The organism is Mesorhizobium sp. 131-3-5 (genome assembly GCF_016756575.1).
GTDB lineage: Bacteria > Pseudomonadota > Alphaproteobacteria > Rhizobiales > Rhizobiaceae > Mesorhizobium > Mesorhizobium jarvisii.
Genome location: NZ_AP023254.1, coordinates 1,715,001 through 1,739,214 on the forward strand (window position 1 = coordinate 1,715,001; position 24,214 = coordinate 1,739,214).

20 protein-coding genes, 1 tRNA gene, 2 rRNA genes and 1 pseudogene (1 of these 24 running past the window's edge) are annotated in these 24,214 nt (G+C 59.6%); 16 read left to right on the plus strand and 8 right to left on the minus strand.

What is annotated here, in order from left to right; all coding sequences use genetic code 11:
* The 3 genes from JG747_RS08425 to JG747_RS08435 all read left to right on the plus strand — a co-directional run.
* A 23S ribosomal RNA gene (locus tag JG747_RS08425) occupies nt 1-2,049 on the plus strand; it begins 751 nt to the left of the window's first position.
* Nucleotides 2,050-2,252: 203 nt separating this feature from the next.
* Nucleotides 2,253-2,367, plus strand: a 5S ribosomal RNA gene (rrf, locus tag JG747_RS08430).
* Nucleotides 2,368-2,523: 156 nt separating this feature from the next.
* Nucleotides 2,524-2,600, plus strand: a tRNA-Met gene (locus JG747_RS08435).
* A gap of 254 nt (nt 2,601-2,854) precedes the next feature.
* Here JG747_RS08435 and JG747_RS08440 read toward each other — a convergent pair.
* From JG747_RS08440 to JG747_RS08450, 3 genes are all read right to left on the minus strand, one after another.
* Nucleotides 2,855-3,502, minus strand: a complete 648-nt coding sequence (locus tag JG747_RS08440) for a response regulator transcription factor (RefSeq protein ID WP_202361564.1) — start codon at nt 3,500-3,502, stop codon at nt 2,855-2,857.
* An 86-nt stretch (nt 3,503-3,588) separates the two neighbouring features.
* Nucleotides 3,589-3,963: a response regulator gene (locus JG747_RS08445; RefSeq protein ID WP_202361565.1), complete on the minus strand. Its 375-nt coding sequence runs from the start codon at nt 3,961-3,963 to the stop codon at nt 3,589-3,591.
* Nucleotides 3,960-5,891: a PAS domain-containing sensor histidine kinase gene (locus JG747_RS08450; protein ID WP_202361566.1), complete on the minus strand. Its 1,932-nt coding sequence runs from the start codon at nt 5,889-5,891 to the stop codon at nt 3,960-3,962. Before JG747_RS08450 ends, JG747_RS08445 begins: the two co-directional genes overlap by 4 nt.
* 339 nt (nt 5,892-6,230) lie before the next feature.
* Here JG747_RS08450 and JG747_RS08455 point away from each other — a divergent pair, with 339 nt between their 5' ends.
* The 5 genes and pseudogenes from JG747_RS08455 (at nt 6,231) to JG747_RS08475 (ending at nt 10,558) form a co-directional block, all read left to right on the plus strand.
* Nucleotides 6,231-7,265, plus strand: coding sequence for an alpha/beta fold hydrolase (locus JG747_RS08455; protein ID WP_202362244.1), 1,035 nt, complete (start codon nt 6,231-6,233; stop codon nt 7,263-7,265).
* Between the two features lie 39 nt (nt 7,266-7,304).
* A complete protein-coding gene (locus JG747_RS08460; protein ID WP_446720468.1) occupies nt 7,305-7,685 on the plus strand; it encodes a DUF305 domain-containing protein in 381 nt (126 codons plus the stop codon).
* Nucleotides 7,663-9,117: pseudogene (locus JG747_RS08465) on the plus strand (YncE family protein). The gene JG747_RS08460 and the pseudogene JG747_RS08465 overlap by 23 nt, the downstream one beginning before the upstream one ends.
* A 16-nt stretch (nt 9,118-9,133) precedes the next feature.
* On the plus strand, nt 9,134-10,009 hold the full coding sequence (locus JG747_RS08470; RefSeq protein WP_202361568.1) for an SDR family NAD(P)-dependent oxidoreductase: 876 nt from the start codon (nt 9,134-9,136) through the stop codon (nt 10,007-10,009).
* A 114-nt stretch (nt 10,010-10,123) separates the two neighbouring features.
* Nucleotides 10,124-10,558: a hypothetical protein gene (locus JG747_RS08475; RefSeq protein WP_202362245.1), complete on the plus strand. Its 435-nt coding sequence runs from the start codon at nt 10,124-10,126 to the stop codon at nt 10,556-10,558.
* A 188-nt stretch (nt 10,559-10,746) separates the two neighbouring features.
* On the opposite strand, the gene JG747_RS08480 is transcribed toward JG747_RS08475, so the two are convergent.
* Entirely contained in the window at nt 10,747-12,450 is a 1,704-nt protein-coding gene (locus JG747_RS08480) for an adenylate/guanylate cyclase domain-containing protein (protein ID WP_202361569.1), read from the minus strand.
* 100 nt (nt 12,451-12,550) lie between these two features.
* Between JG747_RS08480 and JG747_RS08485 the strand changes: the two genes are divergently transcribed.
* The gene (locus JG747_RS08485) at nt 12,551-13,009 is read left to right on the plus strand and encodes a hypothetical protein (protein WP_244748350.1); all 459 of its coding nucleotides are present in this window, start codon (nt 12,551-12,553) and stop codon (nt 13,007-13,009) included.
* A 129-nt stretch (nt 13,010-13,138) separates the two neighbouring features.
* Here the strand turns inward: JG747_RS08485 and JG747_RS08490 are convergent, their stop codons facing one another.
* Nucleotides 13,139-13,387, minus strand: a complete 249-nt coding sequence (locus JG747_RS08490) for a hypothetical protein (RefSeq protein ID WP_202361570.1) — start codon at nt 13,385-13,387, stop codon at nt 13,139-13,141.
* A gap of 414 nt (nt 13,388-13,801) precedes the next feature.
* Between JG747_RS08490 and JG747_RS08495 the strand changes: the two genes are divergently transcribed.
* A complete protein-coding gene (locus JG747_RS08495) occupies nt 13,802-14,026 on the plus strand; it encodes a hypothetical protein (protein ID WP_202361571.1) in 225 nt (74 codons plus the stop codon).
* Between the two features lie 317 nt (nt 14,027-14,343).
* Here JG747_RS08495 and JG747_RS08500 read toward each other — a convergent pair whose 3' ends face one another.
* From JG747_RS08500 to JG747_RS08510, 3 genes are all read right to left on the minus strand, one after another.
* The gene (locus tag JG747_RS08500) at nt 14,344-15,099 is read right to left on the minus strand and encodes a hypothetical protein (protein ID WP_202361572.1); all 756 of its coding nucleotides are present in this window, start codon (nt 15,097-15,099) and stop codon (nt 14,344-14,346) included.
* A gap of 88 nt (nt 15,100-15,187) precedes the next feature.
* On the minus strand, nt 15,188-15,973 hold the full coding sequence (locus JG747_RS08505; protein ID WP_202361573.1) for a helix-turn-helix transcriptional regulator: 786 nt from the start codon (nt 15,971-15,973) through the stop codon (nt 15,188-15,190).
* 44 nt (nt 15,974-16,017) lie between these two features.
* Entirely contained in the window at nt 16,018-16,479 is a 462-nt protein-coding gene (locus JG747_RS08510; protein WP_202361574.1) for a hypothetical protein, read from the minus strand.
* 63 nt (nt 16,480-16,542) lie between these two features.
* On the opposite strand from JG747_RS08510, the gene JG747_RS08515 reads away from it, so the two are divergent.
* The 6 genes from JG747_RS08515 (at nt 16,543) to JG747_RS08540 (ending at nt 24,167) form a co-directional block, all read left to right on the plus strand.
* Nucleotides 16,543-17,472, plus strand: coding sequence for a hypothetical protein (locus tag JG747_RS08515; RefSeq protein ID WP_244748351.1), 930 nt, complete (start codon nt 16,543-16,545; stop codon nt 17,470-17,472).
* Between the two features lie 7 nt (nt 17,473-17,479).
* Complete coding sequence (locus tag JG747_RS08520) at nt 17,480-20,539, plus strand: OmpA family protein (protein ID WP_202361575.1); 3,060 nt, start codon at nt 17,480-17,482, stop codon at nt 20,537-20,539.
* An 11-nt stretch (nt 20,540-20,550) separates the two neighbouring features.
* Entirely contained in the window at nt 20,551-21,045 is a 495-nt protein-coding gene (locus JG747_RS08525; RefSeq protein ID WP_202361576.1) for a Rab family GTPase, read from the plus strand.
* A gap of 3 nt (nt 21,046-21,048) precedes the next feature.
* Nucleotides 21,049-22,119: an adenylate/guanylate cyclase domain-containing protein gene (locus tag JG747_RS08530; RefSeq protein ID WP_202361577.1), complete on the plus strand. Its 1,071-nt coding sequence runs from the start codon at nt 21,049-21,051 to the stop codon at nt 22,117-22,119.
* Between the two features lie 163 nt (nt 22,120-22,282).
* Nucleotides 22,283-23,350, plus strand: a complete 1,068-nt coding sequence (locus JG747_RS08535) for a cyclic nucleotide-gated potassium channel (protein ID WP_202361578.1) — start codon at nt 22,283-22,285, stop codon at nt 23,348-23,350.
* A gap of 670 nt (nt 23,351-24,020) precedes the next feature.
* Nucleotides 24,021-24,167, plus strand: a complete 147-nt coding sequence (locus tag JG747_RS08540) for a hypothetical protein (protein ID WP_202361579.1) — start codon at nt 24,021-24,023, stop codon at nt 24,165-24,167.
* Nucleotides 24,168-24,214 lie beyond the last annotated feature (47 nt).

Below are 24,214 nucleotides of genomic sequence, written 5' to 3' on the forward strand. Positions count from 1 at the left end.
GGTAACACTTACTGGAGGACCGAACCCATAACTGTTGCAATAGTTCGGGATGACTTGTGGCTAGGGGTGAAAGGCCAATCAAACTCGGAAATAGCTGGTTCTCCGCGAAATCTATTTAGGTAGAGCGTCGACCGAATACCCCAGGGGGTAGAGCACTGGATGGGCTAGGGGTCCTCACCGGATTACCAAACCTAACCAAACTCCGAATACCTGGGAGTACTAGTCGGCAGACACACGGCGGGTGCTAACGTCCGTCGTGAAAAGGGAAACAACCCTGACCTACAGCTAAGGTCCCCAAGTTATGGCTAAGTGGGAAAGGATGTGAGGATCCCAAAACAACCAGGATGTTGGCTTAGAAGCAGCCATCATTTAAAGAAAGCGTAACAGCTCACTGGTCTAAATAAGGGTCTTTGCGCCGAAAATGTAACGGGGCTAAAGCCATACACCGAAGCTTAGGGTTCGTGAGCAATCACGAGCGGTAGCGGAGCGTTCTGTAAGCTGATGAAGCCATACCCGTGAGGGGTGGTGGAGGTATCAGAAGTGCGAATGCTGACATGAGTAACGTAAGGGGAGTGAGAGACTCCCCCGCCGAAAGACCAAGGGTTCCTGCTTAAAGCTAATCTGAGCAGGGTTAGCCGGCCCCTAAGACGAGGCGGAAACGCGTAGTCGATGGGAACCACGTTAATATTCGTGGGCTTGGAGGTAGTGACGGATCATTGAGGTAGTCCAATCTTATCGGATTGAACGGGCTGCTGCGTGGTTCCAGGAAATAGCTCCTCCTTATAAACCGTACCCGAAACCGACACTGGTGGTCTGGTAGAGTATACCAAGGCGCTTGAGAGAACTATGCTGAAGGAACTCGGCAAATTGCACGCGTAACTTCGGAAGAAGCGTGACCCTTTTCCACGCAAGTGGAGGAGGGTGGCACAGACCAGGGGGTAGCGACTGTTTATCAAAAACACAGGGCTCTGCGAAGTCGCAAGACGACGTATAGGGTCTGACGCCTGCCCGGTGCTGGAAGGTTAAGAGGAGGGGTGCAAGCTCTGAATCGAAGCCCCAGTAAACGGCGGCCGTAACTATAACGGTCCTAAGGTAGCGAAATTCCTTGTCGGGTAAGTTCCGACCTGCACGAATGGCGTAACGACTTCCCCGCTGTCTCCAGCATAGACTCAGTGAAATTGAATTCCCCGTGAAGATGCGGGGTTCCTGCGGTTAGACGGAAAGACCCCGTGCACCTTTACTATAGCTTTACATTGGCATTCGTAGTGGCATGTGTAGGATAGGTGGTAGGCTTTGAAACCTGGGCGCCAGCTCAGGTGGAGCCACCCTTGAAATACCACCCTTATTACTATGGATGTCTAACCGCGGCCCGTTATCCGGGTCCGGGACAATGTATGGTGGGTAGTTTGACTGGGGCGGTCGCCTCCTAAAGAGTAACGGAGGCGCGCGATGGTGGGCTCAGAACGGTCGGAAATCGTTCGCTGAGTGCAATGGCATAAGCCTGCCTGACTGCGAGACTGACAAGTCGAGCAGAGACGAAAGTCGGTCATAGTGATCCGGTGGTCCCGCGTGGAAGGGCCATCGCTCAACGGATAAAAGGTACGCCGGGGATAACAGGCTGATGACCCCCAAGAGTCCATATCGACGGGGTTGTTTGGCACCTCGATGTCGACTCATCGCATCCTGGGGCTGGAGCAGGTCCCAAGGGTATGGCTGTTCGCCATTTAAAGCGGTACGTGAGTTGGGTTCAGAACGTCGTGAGACAGTTCGGTCCCTATCTGCCGTGGGTGTAGGAATATTGAAAGGATCTGTCCCTAGTACGAGAGGACCGGGATGGACGGATCTCTGGTGGACCTGTTGTGGCGCCAGCCGCATAGCAGGGTAGCTATATCCGGACGGGATAACCGCTGAAGGCATCTAAGCGGGAAACCCACCTTAAAACGAGTATTCCCTGAGAACCGTGGAAGACGACCACGTTGATAGGCCGGGTGTGGAAGAGCGGCAACGCTTGAAGCTTACCGGTACTAATAGTTCGATCGGCTTGATCGTTCTCATTCCTTATGCTCATCTGACAAGGTCAGATGGTTTGTTCTCACTCACGCTTGTTCCGCCCTGCGGGCGGCGCTACGTGGGTGCGGTGCATCAGCGCCGACGGTCGGTCGACCTTGCGAAGCTTCGCTTCGAAAGGCGCCAAGATCAAAGAACGTCCAAGGCACAAAAAACAGCTTCTCGAACAACGTGCGTTTTGCCGACCTGGTGGTTATGGCGGAGCGGCTGCACCCGATCCCATTCCGAACTCGGCCGTGAAACGCTCCAGCGCTGATGGTACTTCGTCTCAAGACGCGGGAGAGTAGGTCGCTGCCAGGTCTGCTAAACGCACGTTGAACTCACATCCAATCGGATGTCAGTGAAATCTTCTCTCTACGAACAAGGCCCGCCAAGGGACCACGGGCCGCGTAAGCGGCCCTTTCATTTGGTGAGCCATCTACCTATTTGTAGGCTTGCGCTTACATCCAATGGTGACGCGGGGTGGAGCAGCCCGGTAGCTCGTCAGGCTCATAACCTGAAGGTCACAGGTTCAAATCCTGTCCCCGCAACCACTTTCATCATAAATCAATAACCGTCCCGGTCTAACCGGGGCGGTTTTTTGTGTTTCGGGGTTCTGAAATGTGGCTTGCAACCCAAAGCGTAGCCGGCGAGGGCCGCGGCCGGCACGCCGCAGATCCGGGCGAAAAAGGCACGCTACTGTGAGGGTGTGCGCACGCGCGCATCCTGCCGCTTGTCGCCCCAAAACAGACGCGGCCCCGATGACTGGTCGACTCTCCCGTTGCCGCCGCTTCCGCCGATCGCGGAATCAAAGCCGGCGCTGGAAACTCGCTTGTGCGACACGGTTGATGCCCAGGCTTGCCGCGAAGTTGACCAGCTCGGGAAGTGAGCGCGCGTGCATTTTGCGCATCACCTGCCCGCGGTGTGCTTTGACCGTAATCTCCGTAATGCCAAGCTCGTATGCGACTTGCTTGTTCAACAGACCGCTTACAACGAGCGCCATGACCTCTTGTTCGCGGTGAGTAAGCGAGGCGTGGCGCTGCTGAAGCAGACGCATCTCGCCGGCAAGTGCAAGTTCGGCGCGGCTCCGTGTGAGCGCCTGTTCGATCGCTTCGATCAATACTGTGTCGTTAAGCGGCTTCGGCAGAAATTCGACTGCGCCAGCCTTCATTGCATTCACTGTCGTTGGGATGTCGCCATAACCGGTAACAAAGATGATCGGCATTTCGGTGCGATCGCTGGCAACCAACCTCTGGAGATCGAGACCGTTAAGGTCTGGCAGGTTGACATCCAAGACCAAGCAGTTGGCAACGTCCGGCCGCACGCAATCCATGAATTCCTTGGCTGATGCACAAATCTGCGGCTTCCAGCCGGCGGAGCGGATTAGCAATTCGAGCGACTCGCGGACGGACACGTCATCGTCCACCACGAAGACAACAGGAGCCTCGTCAACCATCGATATCGCCCTTGCCAGGCACGGTCGCCAGAGCCGCTGGGATCATAATTGTCCTCCTTCCCGGCGGCGCTGGCAAGACAAGGCGCTCAGTCGGATGCGAATGCCGAACCGAGGGCCCCTTGCAATGCTGTGTCGCTGAAAGGCTTGAACAGGCAATCCACAGCGCCCTGCTCAATGAGCCGCGGCCGCATCGTCTCATCCTTGTGTGCTGTGATGAAGATGGTTGGTATCGACTGGCCTTGGCGCTGCAGCTCGTAGTGCAATTCGAGTCCGGTCATCCCGGGCATGGCAAGATCCAAGATCAGACATTTCGTCTCGACGATGCTGCCGGATGACAGAAAGTCTTCGGCGGAGGGGAATGTCTTGGCGCGAAAACCGAATGCGTTCAGCAAGTCCGGTAAGGACTCGCGGACAGATTGGTCGTCATCGACGACAGAAACGAGGGGGCCCGAGCTTGTCATGAGGACCCTGTCGTGGCTGAAGCACGCGTGGCGTCGGTGTCCGGAATACCTGGATTGCTCTTCGCACTGCTGGGAATTGTGAACGAGAAGCTGGCGCCGGGGCCGTCATGGCCTTCCGCCCAGAGCCGCCCGCCATGGCTTTCGATGATGGACCGGCTGACCGACAAGCCGATCCCCATGCCGTCGCTCTTGGTCGTGTAGAAAGCTTGAAAGACCGTGTCCGGATCCTCGGTCCCCAAGCCGACGCCGACGTCCCGAACCGTCAGCTTCACATGATCGTCGCCGCCAGGCTCGGTCTTGATACTGAGCTGTCGCGGACGATCATCGACGTCTCGCATCGCATCGGACGCGTTGCGGAGCAAGTTCATGATGACCTGTTGAAGCTGAATTCGATCGCCACCCACCAGCGGAAGCCGATCAACAAATTCGGCGTGCAGGACCACGTGGTTTCTCTGCAGGTCGCCCGCAACCAGGGCCAGCACCTCGCGCGCCGCCTCGTTCAGATCGACGGGTTGGTACCTGACGGTCTTCCTGCTGAAGAGCGCGCGCAATTGCGCGATGATATCAGCGGCACGGTTGCCATCACGGATAGTCCGGCGAGCCGTCTCTTTGGCGATCTCGATGTTCGGCGGATCGGCAGACAACATGCGAAGGCAGGTGCCGGCATTGGTGACGATACCGGAAAGCGGCTGATTGACTTCGTGGGCGATCGAGGCGGTCAGCGCGCCAAGACTCATAATCCGAGTGACTTGGGCAAGTTCGGACCGAACTCTTTCAAGTGTCTCTTCGGAAACACGCCGCTGAGTAATGTCGAGAACCGCGCCAATGTATTCCACTTCGTCACGATCCGTGGCGCGGTGCGCGATGAGGTGAAGATGTTTGATCCGTCCGTCCGCAAACATGATCCGGTGCTGGTACTCGAAATCAGTTTCGCCGCGCTGTGCTCGCCCCACCATGTCCACCATCATCGGGACGTCTTCTGGAGGGACGCGGATAGCGATCCGATCGAGAGTAACGGCGGTGCCCGGCTCGAACTCGAAGATTCTGTAGAGCTGCTCTGACCAAATGATTTCACCGCTCGCGACACGCCAGGAAAAGTTGCCCATGCGCGCGAGATGCTGGCCTTCCGCAAGGAAGGCCTCACTGCGGCGCAGCCTCCCTTCCATCTGCCGACGATCCTCAATGTCCGTATTGAAACCGTACCACTTCGCAACCTCGCCCTTCCGGTCGCGGCGAGGGGAAGCGCGAAACAGGAACCAGCGATATTCGCCGTCATGCCGTCGAATCCTGGCTTCCGCCTCTCCGGCTTTCCCGAGGATTGACAGCGCCCGCCAGGTATCCAGGAGCTTTGGAAGATCGTCCGGGTGAATTGCTTGCGTCCAACCCCAACCCAACGCTTCTTCTAATGGAAGGCCGATATAATCCAGGTAGTGCCTATTGAAGAAGTCAGCTGAGCCATCCGGACGAGCGGACCATACGGCTGCCGGAATCGTATCGATCGTGAGCTGGAGGTTTTCTGCGCTGGAATTGGGCGACTGGAAATCGATGTCACGCGGCTGGGTCTCGTCGGCGGACCGGGAATCCTCGAGGTCCGTGGCTATGGCACACCATCGCGAGATCCGTCCTTGCTCATCGCGAATAGGTCTGCAGCGCATCAGGACCGCGCGGTACTGCCCGTCGAACCTTCGCAAGAGGGCTTCGATTTCTCCCCGTTGGCCCGACGCCACTATCGATCGCCAATCGGCGACAACCGCCGACACGTAGTCCGGATGGATCAGGGCCTCCCAGTCCCATCGCCGGGCTTCCTCCGCCGGCTGGCCGACATACTCCAGCCACCTCCGGTTGATGAAGTTGACGTGTCCGTCGGGCAGCGCAGTCCAGACCATTGCAGGCAGTGAATCCAAGAGACGGGCGAGCTCAACCTGCATCGTCATTCTCCGCCCTTACGTCTATTGTGCCTTGGTATCGGGCCAATCCGCTCGGCTCGGACATTCGCGAAGTCATTCGCCAATCTGAAGGGCATCAATCCGAGGGACGCTCTGGCGGGCGCACGACCAGCGACCCTGTACGATGGTATCACAAACACCATGGTATAATAGCGATTGCCGACCGCGGATGACACTTAGGTGTCCATGAGAGCGGACGGTTCGCTCACTCCCCTCTGCCCCGTGGCTCATTCCGCGTTCCCATGTCTTGGGACCGCGAGCACGCAACTCGGGAGAAAAGGAATTGCTATGCGCGGCGTACAACAGAGCGAAGACATCCAGATGGAAAATATCGATGGCGGTCGCCGGACCTTTTGCGGCGCCGCCGTGGCATTTGCCGCCATGCCTTTCGGTATCGTGAGCGCTTCGAGCCGAGCGGCCGCCAAGACCCCAAAACCGGTTCAGCCGAAATTGGCCGCGACCTTTGCGCCCATCAAGCAGGCGCGGACGGAGCTGCTCAACATCGGCTATGCCGAAGCAGGGCCGGCGAACGGTCCCGTTGTGATCCTGCTGCACGGCTGGCCATACGACATCCATAGCTTCGTCGAGGTGGCGCCGATCCTTGCCGGCGAGGGGTATCGCGTCATCGTGCCTTACCTACGCGGATTCGGCGACACCCGCTTTCTGTCCGCGGATACGATGCGCAACGGCGAGCCGGCTGTGCTGGCGCAGGACCTAATAGATCTGCTGGACGCGCTGAAGATCGAACGCGCATTGCTGGGCGCCTTCGACATCGGCGGACGCACGGCCGACATCGTCGCTGCGCTTTCACCCGGACGCGTGCGCGGGTTGGTCGCGGTCAGCGGATATCTGATCAGCAGCCAGGAATCGAACAAGCAGCCGCTGCCACCCGACGCCGAATATCAATGGTGGTATCAATTCTATTTCGCGACCGAGCGCGGCCGGCTCGGCTACGAAAAGAACACCCGCGCCTTCAACAAGCTGATCTGGAAGCTCGCCTCGCCGCAGTGGCATTTCGACGATGCGACGTTCGATCGAACCGCGGCGTCCTTCGACAATCCCGATCATGTTGCGATCGTGATTCACAACTATCGCTGGCGGCTTGGCCTGGCGGAAGGCGAAACACGTTACGCCGATGTCGAGCGCAAGCTGGCATCGAATCCGGCGATCACCGTTCCGACGATAACCATGGAAGGCGACGCCAACGGTGCGCCGCATCCGCCGCCCGAAGCCTATCGCGCGAGGTTCACCGGCCGGTACGAGCATCGCACGATCCGGGGCGGGATCGGCCACAACCTTCCGCAAGAAGCGCCACGGGATTTCGCGCAGGCGGTGATGGACGTCGCGAGCCGATAGGCCCGGATGATCGCCGCAGTCAGAAAGGACGCGTGGCCAATGCACCGAACTGCCATTTTGCTGAGCGCTGCAATTCTCGTCGTGGCGGCCACTCCGGCCCCGACGGCTACGAGCGAGTTTGCGGATGAAATGAATGCCGCGATGGACAGCATGATGGACGCGATGCAGGCCCGGGCCACCGGCGACGTCGATCGCGACTTCGCCACGATGATGATCCCGCACCACCAGGGCGCGATTGACATGGCCGTCGCCGAGCTTCGCTACGGCACGAATCCGCAGCTCAGGCGCATCGCCCAGGAGATCATCGTCGATCAGCAGCAGGAGATCGCCGCCATGCGGCTTGCCATCGGTGATCCACTCCCCCCGCCTGAACCTGTTCCCACCCAACCGGAGGCGCATGAGCGACAGAAAGGGCATTGAGGTGTACAAGACATTCGTAGTGCTGATCTCAGCTTCCGTGGCGACGGCAGCACTTGCGCAGCAGCAGCGGCAGGCGCCTTGGGGGCGCGACGTTGCCGCGAGCCATCACGACCGCGTCTACGCCGCTGAGCAATTCTCAAATACCGTCTCCGTCACCGATCCGATCGAGGCCAAGCTGCTCGGGGTCATCCGGCTGGGCGATCCGCAGCCGGGCAATTTCAGTCCGCTCTACAAGGGTCAGGTCCTGGTCCACGGGCTTGGCTTTTCTCCCGACGGACGCACGCTTGCCGTCGTATCCATCGGCTCCAACTCGGTTACTTTCATCGACACCGCCACCAATGCGGTGAAGCACACGACCTATGTCGGCCGCTCGCCGCACGAGGCTTTCTTTACGCCTGATGGCACGGAACTCTGGGTCACGGTCCGCGGCGAGGACTATGTCTCGGTGATCGATCCGCAGACCTACACGGAGAAGGCGCGGCTCAAGACCCCCAACGGTCCAGGGATGACGATCTTCTCGCCCGATGGCCGCTACGGCTATGTCTGCTCGTCCTTCACGCCCGAGCTGGTGGTGTTCGACGTCGCCAGCCACAGCCAGGTTGCCAGCCTGCCGCAGCCCAGCCCCTTTTGTCCCAACATTGCCGCAACGCCTGACGGCCGGCAGGTCTGGTACACGCTGAAGGATATCGGTGCCACCGTGGTGATCGACGCGCATCCACCCTTCTCACAGCTCAAGGTCATGGACACCGGCCCCCTTACCAACCATGTCAACTTCATCGACACGCGGAAGGGTCAGTTCGCCTACGTCAGCGTCGGCGGACTCAACTAGGTGCAGGTATTCCGCACCGATAGTTTCGAGAGAGTCGCGACCATATCCGTTGGCCGTCTTCCGCACGGGGTTTGGCCGTCTGGCGACGGCAAGCGGATCTTCGTCGGGCTCGAGAACGACGATGCCCTAGCTATCATCGATACGGCCACGAACAGGGTAATAGGAACTGTCCCAATCGGCCAGGCGCCGCAGGCGATCGGCTACGTAACCAACGCGGTGTCGGAAGGCGACGGACTCGCGAATCTGCAGCCGCTGGCGGTCGCTGGAGGGGCTACGAAGCTCATTTTGGGCGCGGGAGGAAAGGCGCTCACGACCGTCGCGTTGTTCGACCAGGGCCTCACGCAGATCTTGCAAGCGGGAGTGACAGGGCTTCTGCCGAAGCATCCCTACCAGCTGGTGCTGTCGGCAAACCCCGACGGGAGCGGCACTGTGGAGCCGCTTGCCAAGTTCATGACCAATCCGACGGGTTCGGCCGTGGTCAACACGACCGGGCCGATCCGCCAGATCGTCCAGGGCGATGTGCCGGTTGCCCGCCGTTACCTCGGCATCCGCGAGGGCACACCCAACGCGCCTGGCGCGGTGGTGCAGGTTCAGCAGCCTTGATGAACAGGAGCTTGATATGACGAAGATTTGGTTGATTACCGGGGCGGGGCATGGATTGGGACGCAGCATCGCGGAGGCCGCGCTTCACGCTGGCGATCGCGTTGTCGCGACGGCGCGCGATGTTGCCAAGCTCGACGATCTCGTCGCGCGCTTTGGCGATAAGGCTCGCGCCATGTTGCTCGACGTTACCGACGAGGCGCAGGGCCGAGCAACTGTCCGAGGCGCGGTCGAGTCGTTCGGCAGGCTGGATGTGCTGGTCAACAATGCCGGATATGGCCAGAGCCATCCGTTTGAGGAAATGCCGTCCGAAGATTTCCGGAAGCTCGTCGAGGCTACCTTCTTCGGCACGGTGAATCTCACCCGCGCGGCCTTGCCGGTCATGCGCAGGCAGCGTCGTGGATTGATCATGCAGGTATCATCGATTGGCGGGCGTTTTGCCGGACCTGGGCAGGCCGCTTATCATGCGGCGAAGTGGGCTGTCGGCGGCTTCACGGATGCCGTGCGCGCCGAGGCGGCGCCCTTCGGAGTTCACCTCATGACGCTGGAGCCCGGTGCTATGCGCACCGGCTGGGGCAAGCGCGCCTATGATAACCGGCCTGTCATCGGACCAGATTATCAGGCGTCGGTTGGAGCGGCGCAGGACCAACTCGAGTCGCTCTGGGGCAATGAGCCGATCGATCCGCAACGCTTCGCAGCGCTGATAGTACGTCTTTCGCGCATGGAGCAGCTGCCGTCGCACCTAGTGATCGGTGCGCACGCGGTTCCCATAGTGCAGAATGTGGAGGCCGAGCGGACAAAAGAGCTGGAGCGCTGGCGTCCGGTTAGCGAGAGCGTGGAGTTCGGGTCTCCTGTTTCGATTGCTGAGGTTGAGCCGCTGCACGCGCTGCCCTGACACTAAGCGCTCGCGTCAACCACCAATGCTTGGACTTACAATACTTATGCTTAGCAGGGGTGTTTACCTTCGTGTTCAGCGACGGCTCACCAGACGGGATTTGGCTTCGTGGACATGAGCCTGGCTTACATCTCGGGATTGGCGGCCATGGCCGGCTCCGCGGTAGGGGCCCTCGCGTCCTCCGCAACAACATGGCTTACGCAGCGCCATCAAAGCGATGCGCAGCGGCGTAGTGTCGATGCGTCGCGTCGTGCGAGGCTCTTTGGCGAGTTTATCAACCAGGCATCGGAAACCTATGCGGATGCGATCGCTTGCGAGCGTCTGCAGAACCCTGCCAAGCTGGTTCCGATATACGCCGCCATCAGCAAGCTTCGTATGATTGCGACGGCAGGCACGATCGAAGCTGCCGAAATTGTGCTGCAAGAGATTTTGGAGGCCTACGATCAGCCGCCCCTTGTGCCGCGGGGCCATGATCGGAACGGTCGTAGTAGCGATATTTTGCGCTTTTTTGCGGAATGCTGCCGAGCAGAATTGAGGAACCTTCACTGACGGGAGCGCCCTACTTCCGATTCGTGACCGCATGCGAACTGCGTCATAGGCGCTACTTAACGCGCCTTTAAAACTAAGTGCTTGTTTTTATTATTGGCCGTTACCGGTCGCTCGAAATTCAGCAGTGGTTCTGGGCGAGTAGAGGCGCGGCTTCGCCCCGAGGCGGGGATTTTCGAGCCCGCCTTATCTCATTTTGCCGGCAAGGCGATCGGCACAGCCGCGCCGCGCGGCACGACCAGTACGCCGAGCGGACGGGCGCGGCCGCGAATGTCGATCTCGCGCGCCTCCGCGCCGGGGAGCTCCATGCCCGAAAGCCTTACCGCCGCTTCGGAGACGACGACTTCCGCCTCGAATTCCTTCGCCGCGGCCTCCAGCCGGCTGCCGATGTTGATGGTGTCGCCGATCGCGGTCACGTTCATGACCGCGCCGTAGCCCATCGAGCCGACGATCGCCTGGCCGACATGGATGCCGATCGCGACCTTGATGGTGGCGCGCAGTTCATCGGCAAGGTCGTCGCTGAGTGCGCGAACCCCCTCGACAATGGCGCTGGCGGCGGAAAGCGCATTGCGGCAAGCCTCGCCGGGCGTAGTCTCCAACCCGAACAGCGCCATGGCGCCGTCGCCGACGAACTTGTCGAGGCGGCCGCCTGAACTCTCGACCGCGCGGCCGATCACGCTGAAATAGCGGTTGAGCAGGAAGACCACGTCGAACGGCAGGCGCTGGTCGGCCATCGCGGTGAAGCCGCGCATGTCGCAGAACATCACCGCTACGACCTTCTCGTGGCCGGGATCGCTGGCGGTTGCGGCGAGCGGGCCCTCTGCCGTGACCGGCGGTGACAGCAGCGGCGTGACACGAAGATCGCCGCGCGGCCTGAGCTGGCAGGCGAGCCGCACGTCGCCCTCGGCCGCGATGCGGCGCAGGGTCGCCGCTTCGATCGGACCGGGCTCCGGCTGCTCGGCAAGGCCGTCAAGCACGCGGATGCGGCAGGTCGAGCAGCGGCCGCGCCCGCCGCACACGGCATAATGCGCGATGCCGCCCAGCCGGCTGGCGTCGAGCACGCTGTAGCCGCGGGGAATGCGAACCTTGCGCCCGCCGGCATAGCGCACCTCGATCAGGTTGCGCCGCTCGATGCGGTCGCGAACGATGCGCGCCACGAGCACCAGAACAATCAGTCCCGCAAAGCCGGCATAGATGCCGCTGTCGATGCGTTCCTTGGTCGCAAGTGCCCGATCGAAAAGGGCTGGCTCGATAGACCGCGACCGCGGCGGTCCCATTCCAGAGACCTCCTTTCCGGCGCTGGCGAAGCCGAGCAGCGCCAGGACCGGAACCAGCACCGCCAGGACCAGCAGGGCCGGGGCGGTGCGCGGATACCATTGACGATAGCGCAGCCAGAAGTAGAGGCCAAGGCAGCCATGCGCCCAGATGACGACCACCGCGATCGCCTGCCGCACCCCGTTCTGCGGGGTCAGGATCCACAGCGAGCGCACCACAAACTCGTAAGTGTCGTTGGCTTCATAGAGGGCGTGCATGGCACGCGTGCCGACCACGTGCTCGGCAATCAGCAACGGGATGGCGAGGCCGAGCAGTATCTGCGCCCACTCCCGCACCGGCATGGTCACCGTGCGGCGCTGGTAGAGCGCCAGCAGCGAAAGGATGGGATGTGTGGCGACCGCGCCGTAGAGGAGCAGCGTGCCGGCCGGGTTGCGCCAGATCAGCAGAAACACTGCGCGCCCCTTCTCCGCTGCTTCAAGCGAGATCAGGAGCAACGCATGGTTCAGGAGATGCAGCGTCACGAATGCCATCAGCACAAGGCCCGACGCCAGCCGTGCATTGCGCAGCCACGCGTCCGGCAGCCGTCCGGACGGCGCTGCCGAGACCTGCGATTGGCTCATTTCCAGTCCCTTGAACGATTCGCTGACCAAGACACACCGGCAATAGCGCCTTCCGGTCAAGATTTGCCGGCGGTGACAATCAGTCAATCAGGCCTTGCCGATGCGGCTTCGCGTCGACGAGCATACGTCAGGCCCACCGTCTGTCTGGCTGCATCCCGACGGCAGCACCACGGCGTGGATTATTGTGGATATTGGCGAGCGCGACTGGTCGAAGCTTGCCTACCAGTTTGGACACGAGCTCGGCCATGTCGCAGCCAACAGCTGGCAGGCCGATGCCAAGCCGGCGCCACCCTGCCAGTGGCTCGAGGAGGCGATGGTTGAAGCCTTCTCGCTGCGCGGGCTGGGGCGCCTAGCGAAGGACTGGAAGCAGAATCCGCCCTTCGCCGGCGACAACGTTTTCGGCGATGCCATTGCCGAGTACCGCCAGAACATTATCGAGGCTATACCGCGCTCGCCGACAGCCAGGGGTTCACCCGCGACGCCGCGGCGTGGTTCATTGATCATCGCAGCGAAATCGAAATACCCGGCCTCAATCCTTTCGCCCAGGCGATGTCAGTGACTATCCTCGCCGAATACGACAGCACGCCGGACTGTGTCGAGGCACTGGGCGCACTCAACCGCTGGTCCGGCCGCACCGGTATCCCGATCGCCGAGTATCTGAAGCTATGGGAGGGGAGTTGTGCCGACTTCAAGCCTTGCCGCGATTGCCGGTCCGCCTGCGCGAGCTGTTGCGCATCGCGTGATCAGCCCAAGCCGGCGAGTATTGTGGTCTGGTATTGATCTCCTGATCGGCTGCATCGACCAGACATCGCATCTTGCGGCTGAGCGCGATATTTTCGGCCAGCATCTCCTCTGTGCGCTGAAGTGCTAGTTCGGTGACACGAATGCGTTCCTCCGCATCTGCAATCGGGTCGAAGTTTGGGGTCAGGATCACCAAGAAACCTCGTTGAGCTGGTTTGAGCTACAGGCAAGTCGAACATCAACATTTCCCGGCTGAGTAAGTTCCGTCACTCTTGGCTACAGCCTGTCACTCGCGATGGCTGAGCGTGTCTGCGGAGAGAAGGCATTGCGCCTGAATCCGCGCCCGCCGAGCTGGTATTGCTGGCTACTCGGAGGTGACATCATTCGTGAGGTGCTTGCCTACAGAACCTATCGGTTTCTCTTCATGGTATGGGTCTTCGCATGGTAAGGACCGGACTGGCGACGGTCGCGCTTGGCCTGCTGGCATTCGACATCGCTGGCGCGGGTCCGGGGCTTAACTCGGCGCTCGCCACGGAGATGATTGCTGATGTCGACGTCTCGCCGGTTACGAGCGTTCGCAAGGCTTTGTCGTTGACGATCGGCATCCGAAATGGCCAAGGGCGAGTTGACGGTCGCAATGCTTGGTGACGGTGCCGCCTTCGGCGGAATGTTCCTGACCGCGTTCGCCGCCGCGACCATTCCTGCCGCTGCAGTCGGAGGCCCTGCTCGCTGGGCAACATTCACCGACAGCGCTCAGGCTGATCGCGACGATCGGCAAAGTGCTGGGCTCGATCGTCAACAGGCTGCTCGGTCGTGGCATCAATCGGTTCGGTGATTGCAAATGGGTTTCCGGCGAGTTCCGCCCTGCTCGACGCGCCGCGACGCGCTACCATCGCTATGGAAGATCAAGCCTGCTCATGAACTGGGCACCCATCATCGATGACCCCCTGACGGTGCTATCCGGTGCGCCGCGCGAATCGCTCTGGAGCTTATACCAACTGGAAAGCGGGCAGTTCCCTACATTCTCCGAACTGGCCGAGGCCAGGAAGCTGGATAGGCCGCTCCCAAAATCTACGACTAGCGCTGCTAGCGCCGGATCTGATCGAGGCCGTCCTAGATGGCCGCCATTCGCCGATGATGCAATTGCAGCCGCTAGTGCGTGGGTTCCCCGTCGATTTGGGCAGTCAACGGTGCGAGATCAGATAAGCCGTCTTTAAGGTAGTCTATCTCAGGTGACGCCGAGTAAAGTCGCCGCATGCTGCGGACCTTGTTGAGCGGCAACACCTCTATGGCTTTGCCGTCAAAGAGAATGGCAAACCCTGAAGTCATTCTCAGGATTCGACCTCTGACCAGGCCCCTATCAGTCTCGATCTCTGTCGTTGCAAGCGAACCATTTGAGATCTTTCGTAAACTATCAGCGGCGCCGAAACAGAAGGGAACATAAATCAAAGAGAAGGCGAGCCACACGCGACCCGCCGTTCTCGATGTAAGTATCAGATTTGCAATTGCCGCGAGACCTGCAAGCGCGAGATAAGCGAAGGCAAGATGCCCACCGGTCGATTGATGAGGACCCTGATAAAAATAGAAGGATCCCGTGAGGCCGAAAGCGACCATCACAATTGAGATTCCTAAGGTACGCATTTGGCGCTGCGGCGCATTGGCGATGAAGCGTGCGATGAGTAGGGCGAGCCACGCCCCAACCGACATCGGGAGAAGTGCAATCGACGCTCCGATCAACAGGTCTTGCACGGTGAGTACGGAGATAAGACTCCACTCGACCGGCGCGAAGAAGCCGAGATTATAGAGCGTCGCCCCGAGCATTGCGGCGACCGAGAGCGCCGTCGCAATCTCGGTGAGGCTCCGTCTGTCGAGTGAGAGCTGGTCGCGCAGGACCGCAATCTGGATCATTATTGCTTCCTTGGGTTCGAGGAATGCGTCGAGTTCGTGATGCACAACTCGATAGGCCCCTTCCTCAGCAAGAACTTGAACGAAGGGGCTAAGCAATCATCGGGCGGACGGCCAACGAGATGGTCTGGCGGATGGAACTTGGAGCGATCCCGTACATGCGCCGCGCCGAGCGACTGAGATGCGCGGAATCGGCGAAGTTGGCCGCGTGGGCAGCATCGGTCCACGATGCTCCGCCGAAGCCGAGTTCAAGCGCTCGATTGAGCCTTGTCCAAAGAAGATAGCTTCGAAATGAAATACCGGTTTCCTCGACGAAGAGGTGCCTGAACCGACCTGATGAGAGTTCAACGTGGCTGGCCACGGTTAGCAGGCTTAGGGATTCAGTCAGGTTTGCCGAAATGAAAGCGATGGTAAGATTGATGCGCCGGTCGACCGGGCGCGCCGGGACCGATCCCGAAAGGGAGTAAAGAATATCGAGTGCCGCGTCCTCAAGGTCATCGTCGGAGTGCCCGTCGTCGAATGCGAGCCGCAAAGTCCGGGCAGGTCGAGCAATTTCCAATGCAGAGACGCCCATAATGCGCTCACGACCGAAGCGCCTCAAAAGCCCTCGACCTAAGGATGACTCGGGTTCGCAGAAGATGTTGGCTACCATCTTTCCGGGTGCCTGGAACGCGTGTGGCAGGTTTGGCGGGACCACCGCACAGCTATAGCTTGCCCAAGGGATCGTATCGCCGGTGCGCAACTGGATTTGATCTGGTAAGCCGATGCACGCTTGGATGGCATGGTGGGAATGCAGTTCGATTGGCGCGATGGCTTGCCCCATCCACAGGCTGCCTCCCGTCCAAAAGATAACCCGACCAATTCCAGTGATCGCCATCGTCCCGTATGTCATGAATTTGACGAAGAGTGGAGGGCCATAATTCATTGGAGGGATCGGTAGACCCATTCGTCCATGATGCGACCATGGCCCGAAGACCGTACGCTCACCGTTCCGAAGGCCAAGGAGGAGGCGGCGAGCGGCGTTGATACGGCTGTTGAGTGCCGCATCCGATACGGCTTGGCCGGGGCCAGAATGCGATGCCGCCGCGCCTCGTCGGGGCTGAGTGCAATGACCTGCAGCGCCCTATCGTGTGCCTGATCCAGCACGCTGCGGGACGCGTCGGCGTAGCCGCCGATGATGACATCGGCGAGGCGTTCGCCTTCGGCTTGTCGATCACCATCGAGACCGCAATGGTGAGGTCCGAAAACACCCAGGTTCAAGGAGAACAGAACCACCATGACGACCATCGCCATCCGCGAGTGCGTGCGCAAAACACCGGCAGCGTTGCCGTTGTTTGGTGAAGCGGTTCTATCGAGCTTGATCCGGGCGCTTGCTTTGAGCACGAAACTGCGCCCTGACGCCGGTGTAATTCGGTTGATCGCCTTTCGGTTGAACGTCGGGAGGCCGTGAGCGCAGAGATTGCGGGGCGACACTGCTTCGACGGCCGGGTTTACCGCCTTAGATCACCGACCAGCGGCGGCTACCACCTTTCAAACAGCTTCGCCCCCAAACCTCCCTTGCTTCGTCTGCGACGCAGCGTTCGGCTGCCTCAGGAATCGGCTCAAGTCAAGACGATACCGGCTTGCGAGCCGGGTATTTTGCTGACATGCTCAGTTTCTTATATATGGGGTTTTGCACTGTGGCAGGTGTTCAAATGGAAGGGCAAAAGCATGGCAAAGGAATCTTCGAATTCCGTTTCTTCAGAAAAGAAGGCGGACGGAAACCTGATAGGTAACGCAGAAGGAAACGGGCTGAACTTCATGGGAGTCCAGGCTCGCGAAAACGGCGGCTCCGGCGACGCTGTAGGTGTCGACAAGATACGTGATCTGCTATTCGGCAACCAGATGCAGGACTATGACCGCCGCTTCTCCAAGCTTGAAGAACGGGTCTTGCAGCGCTTCAAGGATGTCGAATCCGAGGCCAAGCGCAATCTCGACATGTACGAGTCAAATGCAAAAAAACAGGTCGATTCGCTTGCGGGGCAATTGCGGAGCGAAAAAGATGCGCGAGCCGATGCCGACAAGGAGATAGATCGGAATCTTCGCGAGCAAAACCAGGCACTTGAAAAGCAGGTGCGCGCGTTGTCAGATCAATTGAGCGCGCTTGAGCGCGACGTTGCAGACCGGATAAATCGGAACGATCATTTACTGCGTGAGGAGATCAAGCAGAAGAATGAAGGCGTGCAGATGCTGATAGAGAAAATGTTTGCTGATCTCAGCAACGTCAAGACCGACCGAAATCTTTTGGCCGGCCTGTTTGTCGAGGTTGCAAAATGTCTAAATCAGGATCCCGTTGGCAGCAAGAGCAACTCGGACCGTAGTTGGAAAGCGAGTTGATGGGACCTTGACGTCGACCGTCGACCCGATCAGCCTTCCGCAAAGAACAGCCTCGAACGATACAGAGATAGATCGCGAGGCTCTGGCTCGTCTTTTGATCGAAATTGCCCGGAACGTTGATCCGGCCTATCGTGCGCGTTTCGACGGAGTTCCAACCGTCGATCCTCGCATGGAAACGCTGCGCCAGTTGCTGGTCAGCCGCGAAATTTCAGAGCTTTCACGGGTTACGCATCTGCTGGACGAGCCGGCGCAGCTCGCGGCGGCCGTGGGCGACGTTCTTCCAAGTGCGGCCGCACGAGCGCCCCATGCGCAACTCGGCGAGGCCCTTGCGCCAGCTGTCGAAAGGGCTGTGCAACGGTCGATCCAGAAGAGTCCGCGCACGCTGACGGATATTTTATACCCGGTGTTTCTGCCCGCAATTCGCAAGTCGATCGGGGAAAAGATCGACCAGACCTTTCAGTCGCTGAATGAAACTTTGAGACACATATTCACTTGGCATGGACTGAAGTGGAGATTTGAATCTTGGAGAACAGGTGCTAGCTTTTCAGAAGTTGTTCTGAAGCATTCTCTTGTCTATCGCGTAGAACATGTTTTTCTAATTAGCCGAAATTCCGGAATTTTGATAGCGCATGTAGCTGCCGATAACGCAACAAGCGAGGATCCCCAACTCATTTCTTCGATGCTTAGTGCGATTCAAGATTTTGTGAAGGACTCATTTAACGAAAAAGAACAGAGCAGTCTGGACACGATTCGTTTTGGTGACCTTCGCCTCTGGTCAGAAGTTGGACAATTCGCGACCTTGGTTGCCGTGATCCGAGGAAATCCGCCCGAGGAATTACATGAAATAATTCGCGACGTATTGGTCCGCATCCATCAGGAATGCTCACAGGCTCTAGAGGACTTTGACGGCGACAGTTCCCTGTTGGCCGGGGTAGAGGCGCAATTGCAGAATTGCGTTGAGCTGAAGCAGGAGGAATCAAACCAGGGGTTTCCGTGGCTGGTGGTGGTGGCAGTCTTGGTGCTTTTGCTTTCGGCAGGCGCTTGGTTTTTTCTTTCCTGGCAATCCGGGCAGCGCTGGCAGGCCTATGTTTCTCGACTGGAGATCCAGCCGGGCATTATCGTTGCCGAACAAAAGGTACGCGACGGCCAATTCTACATTGCCGGCCTGAGAGACCCGCTTGGCGCCGACCCACAGTCGCTGCTGTCGGGAACGCAGGTCGATCCCGCCCGCGTCCATTCGCAGTGGAAATTCTATCAGAGCCTTGAGCCGGAGTTCGTGTTGAAGCGGCTGACGGCGTCGCTGGCTCCGCCGGATACAGTACGACTTTCGATCGTCAAGGAGCGCATCGTCGCCGAAGGTGAGGCGAGTGCCGCTTGGATCGGCCGGGCCCAGGCAGCCGCCCAGCAGCTTTCGGCAGGCGGGCCGGTGTTCGATATCTCCAGGGTCCGTGACGTAAGCCTCGAAGAACGCGAGGCGGAGCGCTGGCAGGCCTATGTATCGCGACTGGAGACCCAGCCGGGCATCATCGTTGCGGAGCAAAAGATACGCAACGGCCAACTCTATGTTGCCGGCCTGAGAGACCCGCTTGGCGCCGACCCTCAGTCGCTGCTATCGGGAACGCAGGTCGATCCGGCCCGCGTCCATTCGCAGTGGAAATCCTATCAGAGCCTTGAGCCGGAGTTCGTGTTGAAGCGGCTGACGGCATCGCTGGCTCCGCCGGATACAGTGCGACTTTCGATCGTCAAGGATCGCATCGTCGCCGAGGGGCAGGCTCCTGCCAACTGGATCGACCGGGCGCAGGCCGCCGCCCGGCAGCTTTCGGCAGGCGGGCCGGTGTTCGATATCTCTGGGGTCCGTGATGTAAGCTCCGAAGAGGCGGAGCACTGGCAGGCCTATGTGTCGCGACTGGAGACCCAGCCGGGCATCATCGTTGCGGAGCAAAAGATACGCGACGGCCAATTCTATGTTGCCGGCCTGAGAGACCCGCTAGGCGCCGACCCGCAGTCGCTGCTGTCGGGAACGCAGGTCGATCCTGCCCGCGTTCATTCGCAGTGGAAATTCTATCAGAGCCTTGAGCCGGAGTTCGTGTTGAAGCGGCTGACGGCATCGCTGTATCCGCCGGATACAGTGCGACTTTCGATCGTCAACGACCGCATCGTTGCCGAGGGTGAGGCTCCCGACACCTGGATAGATCGGGCGCGCGCAGCGGCCCGACAGCTTTCGGCCGGCGGACCGGAATTCGACATCTCCAAGGTTCGTGATGTGAGCCCCGATACACGCGCGGCAGAGCACTGGCAATATTATGTGTCGCGACTTGAGGCCCAACCGGGAATCATCGTCGCCCAGCAAACGGCGAGGGGCGGACATTTCTACATTTCCGGCCTGAGAGATCCGCTTGCCGCCGACCCGCGGTCGCTGTTGTCCGGAACGCAGGTCGATCCCGCCCGCGTTCATTCGCAGTGGCAATTCTATCAGAGCCTTGATCCGAAGTTCGTGGTCAAGCGGCTGACGGCGTCGCTGAACCCGCCGAAATCGGTTCAGCTTTCGATCGTCCAGGGTCGCATCGTTGCCGTGGGTGAGGCTCCTGCCGGCTGGATCAGCCGGGCGCAGGCCGCCGCCGAACAGCTTTCGGCGGATGGAGTGGTTCTGGATGTCTCGCAGCTGGGTGAGCTGAACCTTGCAGAACTTAACTATTTGCGAGAGGCCATCCAGGCGACCAATATTTTCTTCCCTTCCGGCAAAGTTGTGCCGGGACCAGAGCAGGCGCCGGTTCTCGACAGACTGGCGGGTCAAATCAAGGAATTCGCCGAAAATGCCCGCAAGTCAGGCGTAACAGCGCGGTTCATGTTGACCGGCCATTCGGACGCCACTGGTCGTGAGACGGCCAACGCGTCGATCAGCACCGCACGCGCCGAGGCAGTTCGTGCGCTTCTCAACAAGCGCGGCGTCGCTCCCGAACTGCTGCTGGTTCGGGGCGCGGGCACTTTTGAGCCGCTGGTACCTGAAAATAATCAAGCTGGGAGCTCCACCAATCGCCGGGTTTCGATTACTGTAAACTTGGACTAGCGGGGCCCAAAATGTTGCAAAAAAAGATCTGCATGCTGGGCGGCTTCGCTGTCGGGAAGACGAGCCTGGTTCGCAGGTTCGTGCAAAGCATCTTTTCAGAAACCTACCTGACCACGGTGGGCGTGAAAATCGACAAGAAAAGTGTCGAACTCCCCGGCAAAACCGTGGATCTGATCTTGTGGGATTTGGCCGGCGAAGACGATATTGGCTCATTCCGCGTCAGCTATGTTCGAGGTGCAACCGGGCTCGTGCTCGTCGTCGATGGAACCCGCGCCCCAACCCTTGCCGTGGCACTCACGCTGCGCGAACGGGTGGAGGCCGAATTCGGCGCTATGCCGTTTGTATTGCTGATCAACAAGTCCGATCTGGCCGACCGATGGGCAATATCGGATAGTGAGATTGAAGAACTGAGGCAACGTGGATGGCAGATCTATCTGACAAGTGCGCTCACGGGTGAGCATGTTGATGATGCATTTCATCAACTTGCTTCGATGGTCACAAAATAGACCATGCATGGATTGCCAAAAGAGGTCGGAAGTTGGATTCTCAACTTCTTCTACGATGGGCACTCTGTCGCATATGTGAAAATCGACGCCCAGCTTTGCGTAGCTGCGAAGGGAGGTAATGTCGAACATTACGGACTCTCGTCACTTCGCATCGGCGAGCCTGTTGCCGGGCAGCTTGAGTTCATGGAAGGTTTGCTGCCTTGCCCGGGGCTTCCGTTTCATATCCCCATGGTCGAACTGCCCAGCGGGCGTGTCGCGGACTTTCATTTTTTTGCTGACGATGCCTGCGTGTGGCTGCTCTTTCTTGACGCCTCCGCCGAGCGCGCCAACAGACAGCGGCTTCAGCAGAAGGCTTATGAAATGACGCTCCTGCAAGAGAGGGAGCGTCAACTCAACGAGAAATTACAAGCGGCGAACGAGGCGTTGAGGAAGAGCCAGGAGGGATTGGCACGTGAATACCAGCGCGCCGAAGCCCTTCTCCTCAACATTCTTCCGGCGTCGATCGCGGAGCGGTTGAAAGCGCACAAGAAAATTGCTGACAATCACGCAGAGGTAAGTGTGCTTTTTGCCGACATCGTCGGTTTTACGGAACGGGCGCGGACCGTCGGTGCCGTGACGACGCTCGCTATTTTGAATTACTTCTTCAAGGCGGCGGATCGGCTCTCGGAACGACACGGCTGCGAAAAGATCAAGACAATCGGCGATTGTGTGATGGTAGTCGCTGGCCTGCCCACCGCGCGATCCGATCATGCAAAAGCCCTCGCGCAGTATGCCATTGAGCTGCGCAAGGCGGTTAAGCGCGAACGCTTCGCAGGAGAACCGATAAGGCTCAGAATTGGAATTCACTCCGGCCCGATCGTCGCCGGCGTCATAGGCAAGAGGCGGTTCGCTTATGACCTGTGGGGTGAGACCGTCAATCTCGCCTCACGCATTCAAACGTCCGCGGAGCCCGATGAGATCCGTATTTCTGATGCAACTCACCAACTGCTCGGACCAAAGTTCGCTTGCGACCCACTCGGGGAAACGGAATTGCGTGGTGCAGGTCGTGTGCGAATGTGGCGCCTCTCGGCTTGATTGCCGCTTTGCAGTGCCGACCCGCATTGCATCTTGTCGCCTGTCCGTTGACGTCCGGTCACGAAACGATCCCGGGTGAAGCACATCGCAGCGAGAGCAAGCACCTTTGCGCTTGCCTTGAAGCATCCTATTCTTGAGGATAGTAGGCGCTCGTGGGCATAGAATGTCGGTACTGCCTTTCTTAAGAATTTACGCCCCGCTCAACGCGGTGCTGGCTGCGCCTGGGTTGTTGGCGGTGGCTGCGCTCACGATACCGGGCATGTCCGGACGAAGCAGACTGGCTCTGGCTGCCCTGCTCGCCGTCATCTGGGCCGCCTATGTCCTGCAACTGGCCGCGACGCTCCTCAAGCGCCTGGCGGGAGACGTACGGGACAGGACGCCCAAAATCGCCATCGATGTGCTCGCGGTTTTGGTTCCACTCGCCGCTTTTCTGCTCGTCGGCACGCCCGACCGGAGCCTCTACTGTGCTGTCTGGCTGCTGAAACCGCTGCGCGACTCGACTTTCTTCCCGGTGCTGGGCAGGGTCCTGGCCAACGAAGCACGCAATCTGATCGGCGTCACAACGCTCTTCGGCGTCGTACTGTTCGTTGTCGCGCTCGCGGCCTATGTCATCGAGCGCGACATCCAACCGGAAAAGTTCGGCAGCATCCCCCTGGCAATGTGGTGGGCGGTTGTCACGCTGTCCACCACCGGCTATGGGGACACCATCCCACAAAGCTTCGCCGGCCGCGTCCTTGCCGGGGCGGTCATGATGAGTGGCATCGGCATCTTCGGACTCTGGGCCGGCATTCTTGCCACCGGCTTCTATCAGGAAGTCCGTCGCGGGGATTTCGTCCGCAATTGGCAATTGGTCGCCGCCGTGCCGTTGTTTCAGAAGCTCGGCCCGGCCGTGCTGGTCGAGATCGTGCGCGCGTTAAGAGCTCGCACGGTGCCGGCGGGCGCAGTGATCTGCCGCATTGGCGAGCCCGGTGATCGGATGTTCTTCGTCGTGGAGGGGCGCGTCAGCGTCGCGACGCCGAACCCGGTGGAGCTTGGCCCTGGCGCCTTCTTCGGCGAGATGGCGCTGATCAGCGGCGAACCGCGTTCGGCGACCGTCAGCGCCGCAACGGAGGTCTCACTCCTGTCGCTGCACTCGGCTGATTTCCAGATGCTATGCAGCAGCAGCCCGGAGATCGCGGAAATCATCCGCACGACCGCGCTCGAGCGGCGCGGCGCGGCGGCGAGTGCTTGACGGTTTTCTCAGCGATATCCGGGTAGCCCTGGCAGGCCGGGCTGGGATGACAAAAAACCTTTGACGATCTCAGTGCGCTGTGGGTCGGGTAGGCCGACCAAGGCCGTCTTGTCACGTCATCGTGTCGGTCGCTCGAAGGAATGACCATATCTTCACTTTCCGGAGCACCGCCGCTCTAATCTTATGGGAGCTGCTTGGAAGTCGGTCTTGGATCGCGGAGGGAGCGTGACATGGATTCTGATTGGATCGAAAGACTGATCGCAGCGGCTCCGCCTTGGTCCTTGGCGCTCGAGCCGGGCTGTACCTTGGCATATTCACACGGCTCGGTGGCGATGCTGCGACTGCCGACAGCCTTGGGGCCGCGCTCAAAGTCGAGCCGATCGTCTGTCGCGGCTCCGCTCAGCGCTCGCCAACATCGGTCTTTCGAAGTCGAGGGTGGTCGATTTCTGACGGAGCGGAAGGATTACGGCACTTATTCCAAGCCATCATCGCGGATACCGTCTGAAGGAGTTGGATGGACCGCTGATGGTCAGGCTAGCCGATCAGGGTGGCATTTTGGCCAAATTGTCTTTGACCGGCTCGCGCGTCGCCGACTTCAAGGTATGGGCTGAAAGGCCGAGAAAGAGCTTTTTTGACCTCTAGCGGCCCATCCTGCGGAACCGGAAAACTCTTGGAATTTGCCAACGCGGAACTCAAACAAGCGTGCGAGACCGGCGACGTCGAGGCGATGGATGCCTTCCTCATAAAACATCAAGAACAGTTGCTCGAACCTGCTCCTTTTCGCAGCAGACTGCAGATGGCGTTCGATAGTGGCTAAAGCGGTTTGCTCAATGGCTTTAGAGCTCTGACCACATCCGGATAGAG

What these genes read in the sequence shown, in the direction of transcription:
- JG747_RS08440 (WP_202361564.1), bottom strand. Translation starts at nt 3,502, where the DNA reads ATGGTTGACGAGGCTCCTGTTGTCTTCGTGGTGGACGATGACGTGTCC.
- JG747_RS08445 (WP_202361565.1), bottom strand. Translation starts at nt 3,963, where the DNA reads ATGACAAGCTCGGGCCCCCTCGTTTCTGTCGTCGATGACGACCAATCT.
- JG747_RS08450 (WP_202361566.1), bottom strand. Translation starts at nt 5,891, where the DNA reads ATGCAGGTTGAGCTCGCCCGTCTCTTGGATTCACTGCCTGCAATGGTC.
- JG747_RS08455 (WP_202362244.1), top strand. Translation starts at nt 6,231, where the DNA reads ATGGAAAATATCGATGGCGGTCGCCGGACCTTTTGCGGCGCCGCCGTG.
- JG747_RS08460 (WP_446720468.1), top strand. Translation starts at nt 7,305, where the DNA reads ATGCACCGAACTGCCATTTTGCTGAGCGCTGCAATTCTCGTCGTGGCG.
- JG747_RS08470 (WP_202361568.1), top strand. Translation starts at nt 9,134, where the DNA reads ATGACGAAGATTTGGTTGATTACCGGGGCGGGGCATGGATTGGGACGC.
- JG747_RS08475 (WP_202362245.1), top strand. Translation starts at nt 10,124, where the DNA reads ATGAGCCTGGCTTACATCTCGGGATTGGCGGCCATGGCCGGCTCCGCG.
- JG747_RS08480 (WP_202361569.1), bottom strand. Translation starts at nt 12,450, where the DNA reads ATGAGCCAATCGCAGGTCTCGGCAGCGCCGTCCGGACGGCTGCCGGAC.
- JG747_RS08485 (WP_244748350.1), top strand. Translation starts at nt 12,551, where the DNA reads ATGCGGCTTCGCGTCGACGAGCATACGTCAGGCCCACCGTCTGTCTGG.
- JG747_RS08495 (WP_202361571.1), top strand. Translation starts at nt 13,802, where the DNA reads ATGGCCAAGGGCGAGTTGACGGTCGCAATGCTTGGTGACGGTGCCGCC.
- JG747_RS08500 (WP_202361572.1), bottom strand. Translation starts at nt 15,099, where the DNA reads ATGATCCAGATTGCGGTCCTGCGCGACCAGCTCTCACTCGACAGACGG.
- JG747_RS08505 (WP_202361573.1), bottom strand. Translation starts at nt 15,973, where the DNA reads ATGGCGATCACTGGAATTGGTCGGGTTATCTTTTGGACGGGAGGCAGC.
- JG747_RS08525 (WP_202361576.1), top strand. Translation starts at nt 20,551, where the DNA reads ATGTTGCAAAAAAAGATCTGCATGCTGGGCGGCTTCGCTGTCGGGAAG.
- JG747_RS08530 (WP_202361577.1), top strand. Translation starts at nt 21,049, where the DNA reads ATGCATGGATTGCCAAAAGAGGTCGGAAGTTGGATTCTCAACTTCTTC.
- JG747_RS08535 (WP_202361578.1), top strand. Translation starts at nt 22,283, where the DNA reads ATGTCGGTACTGCCTTTCTTAAGAATTTACGCCCCGCTCAACGCGGTG.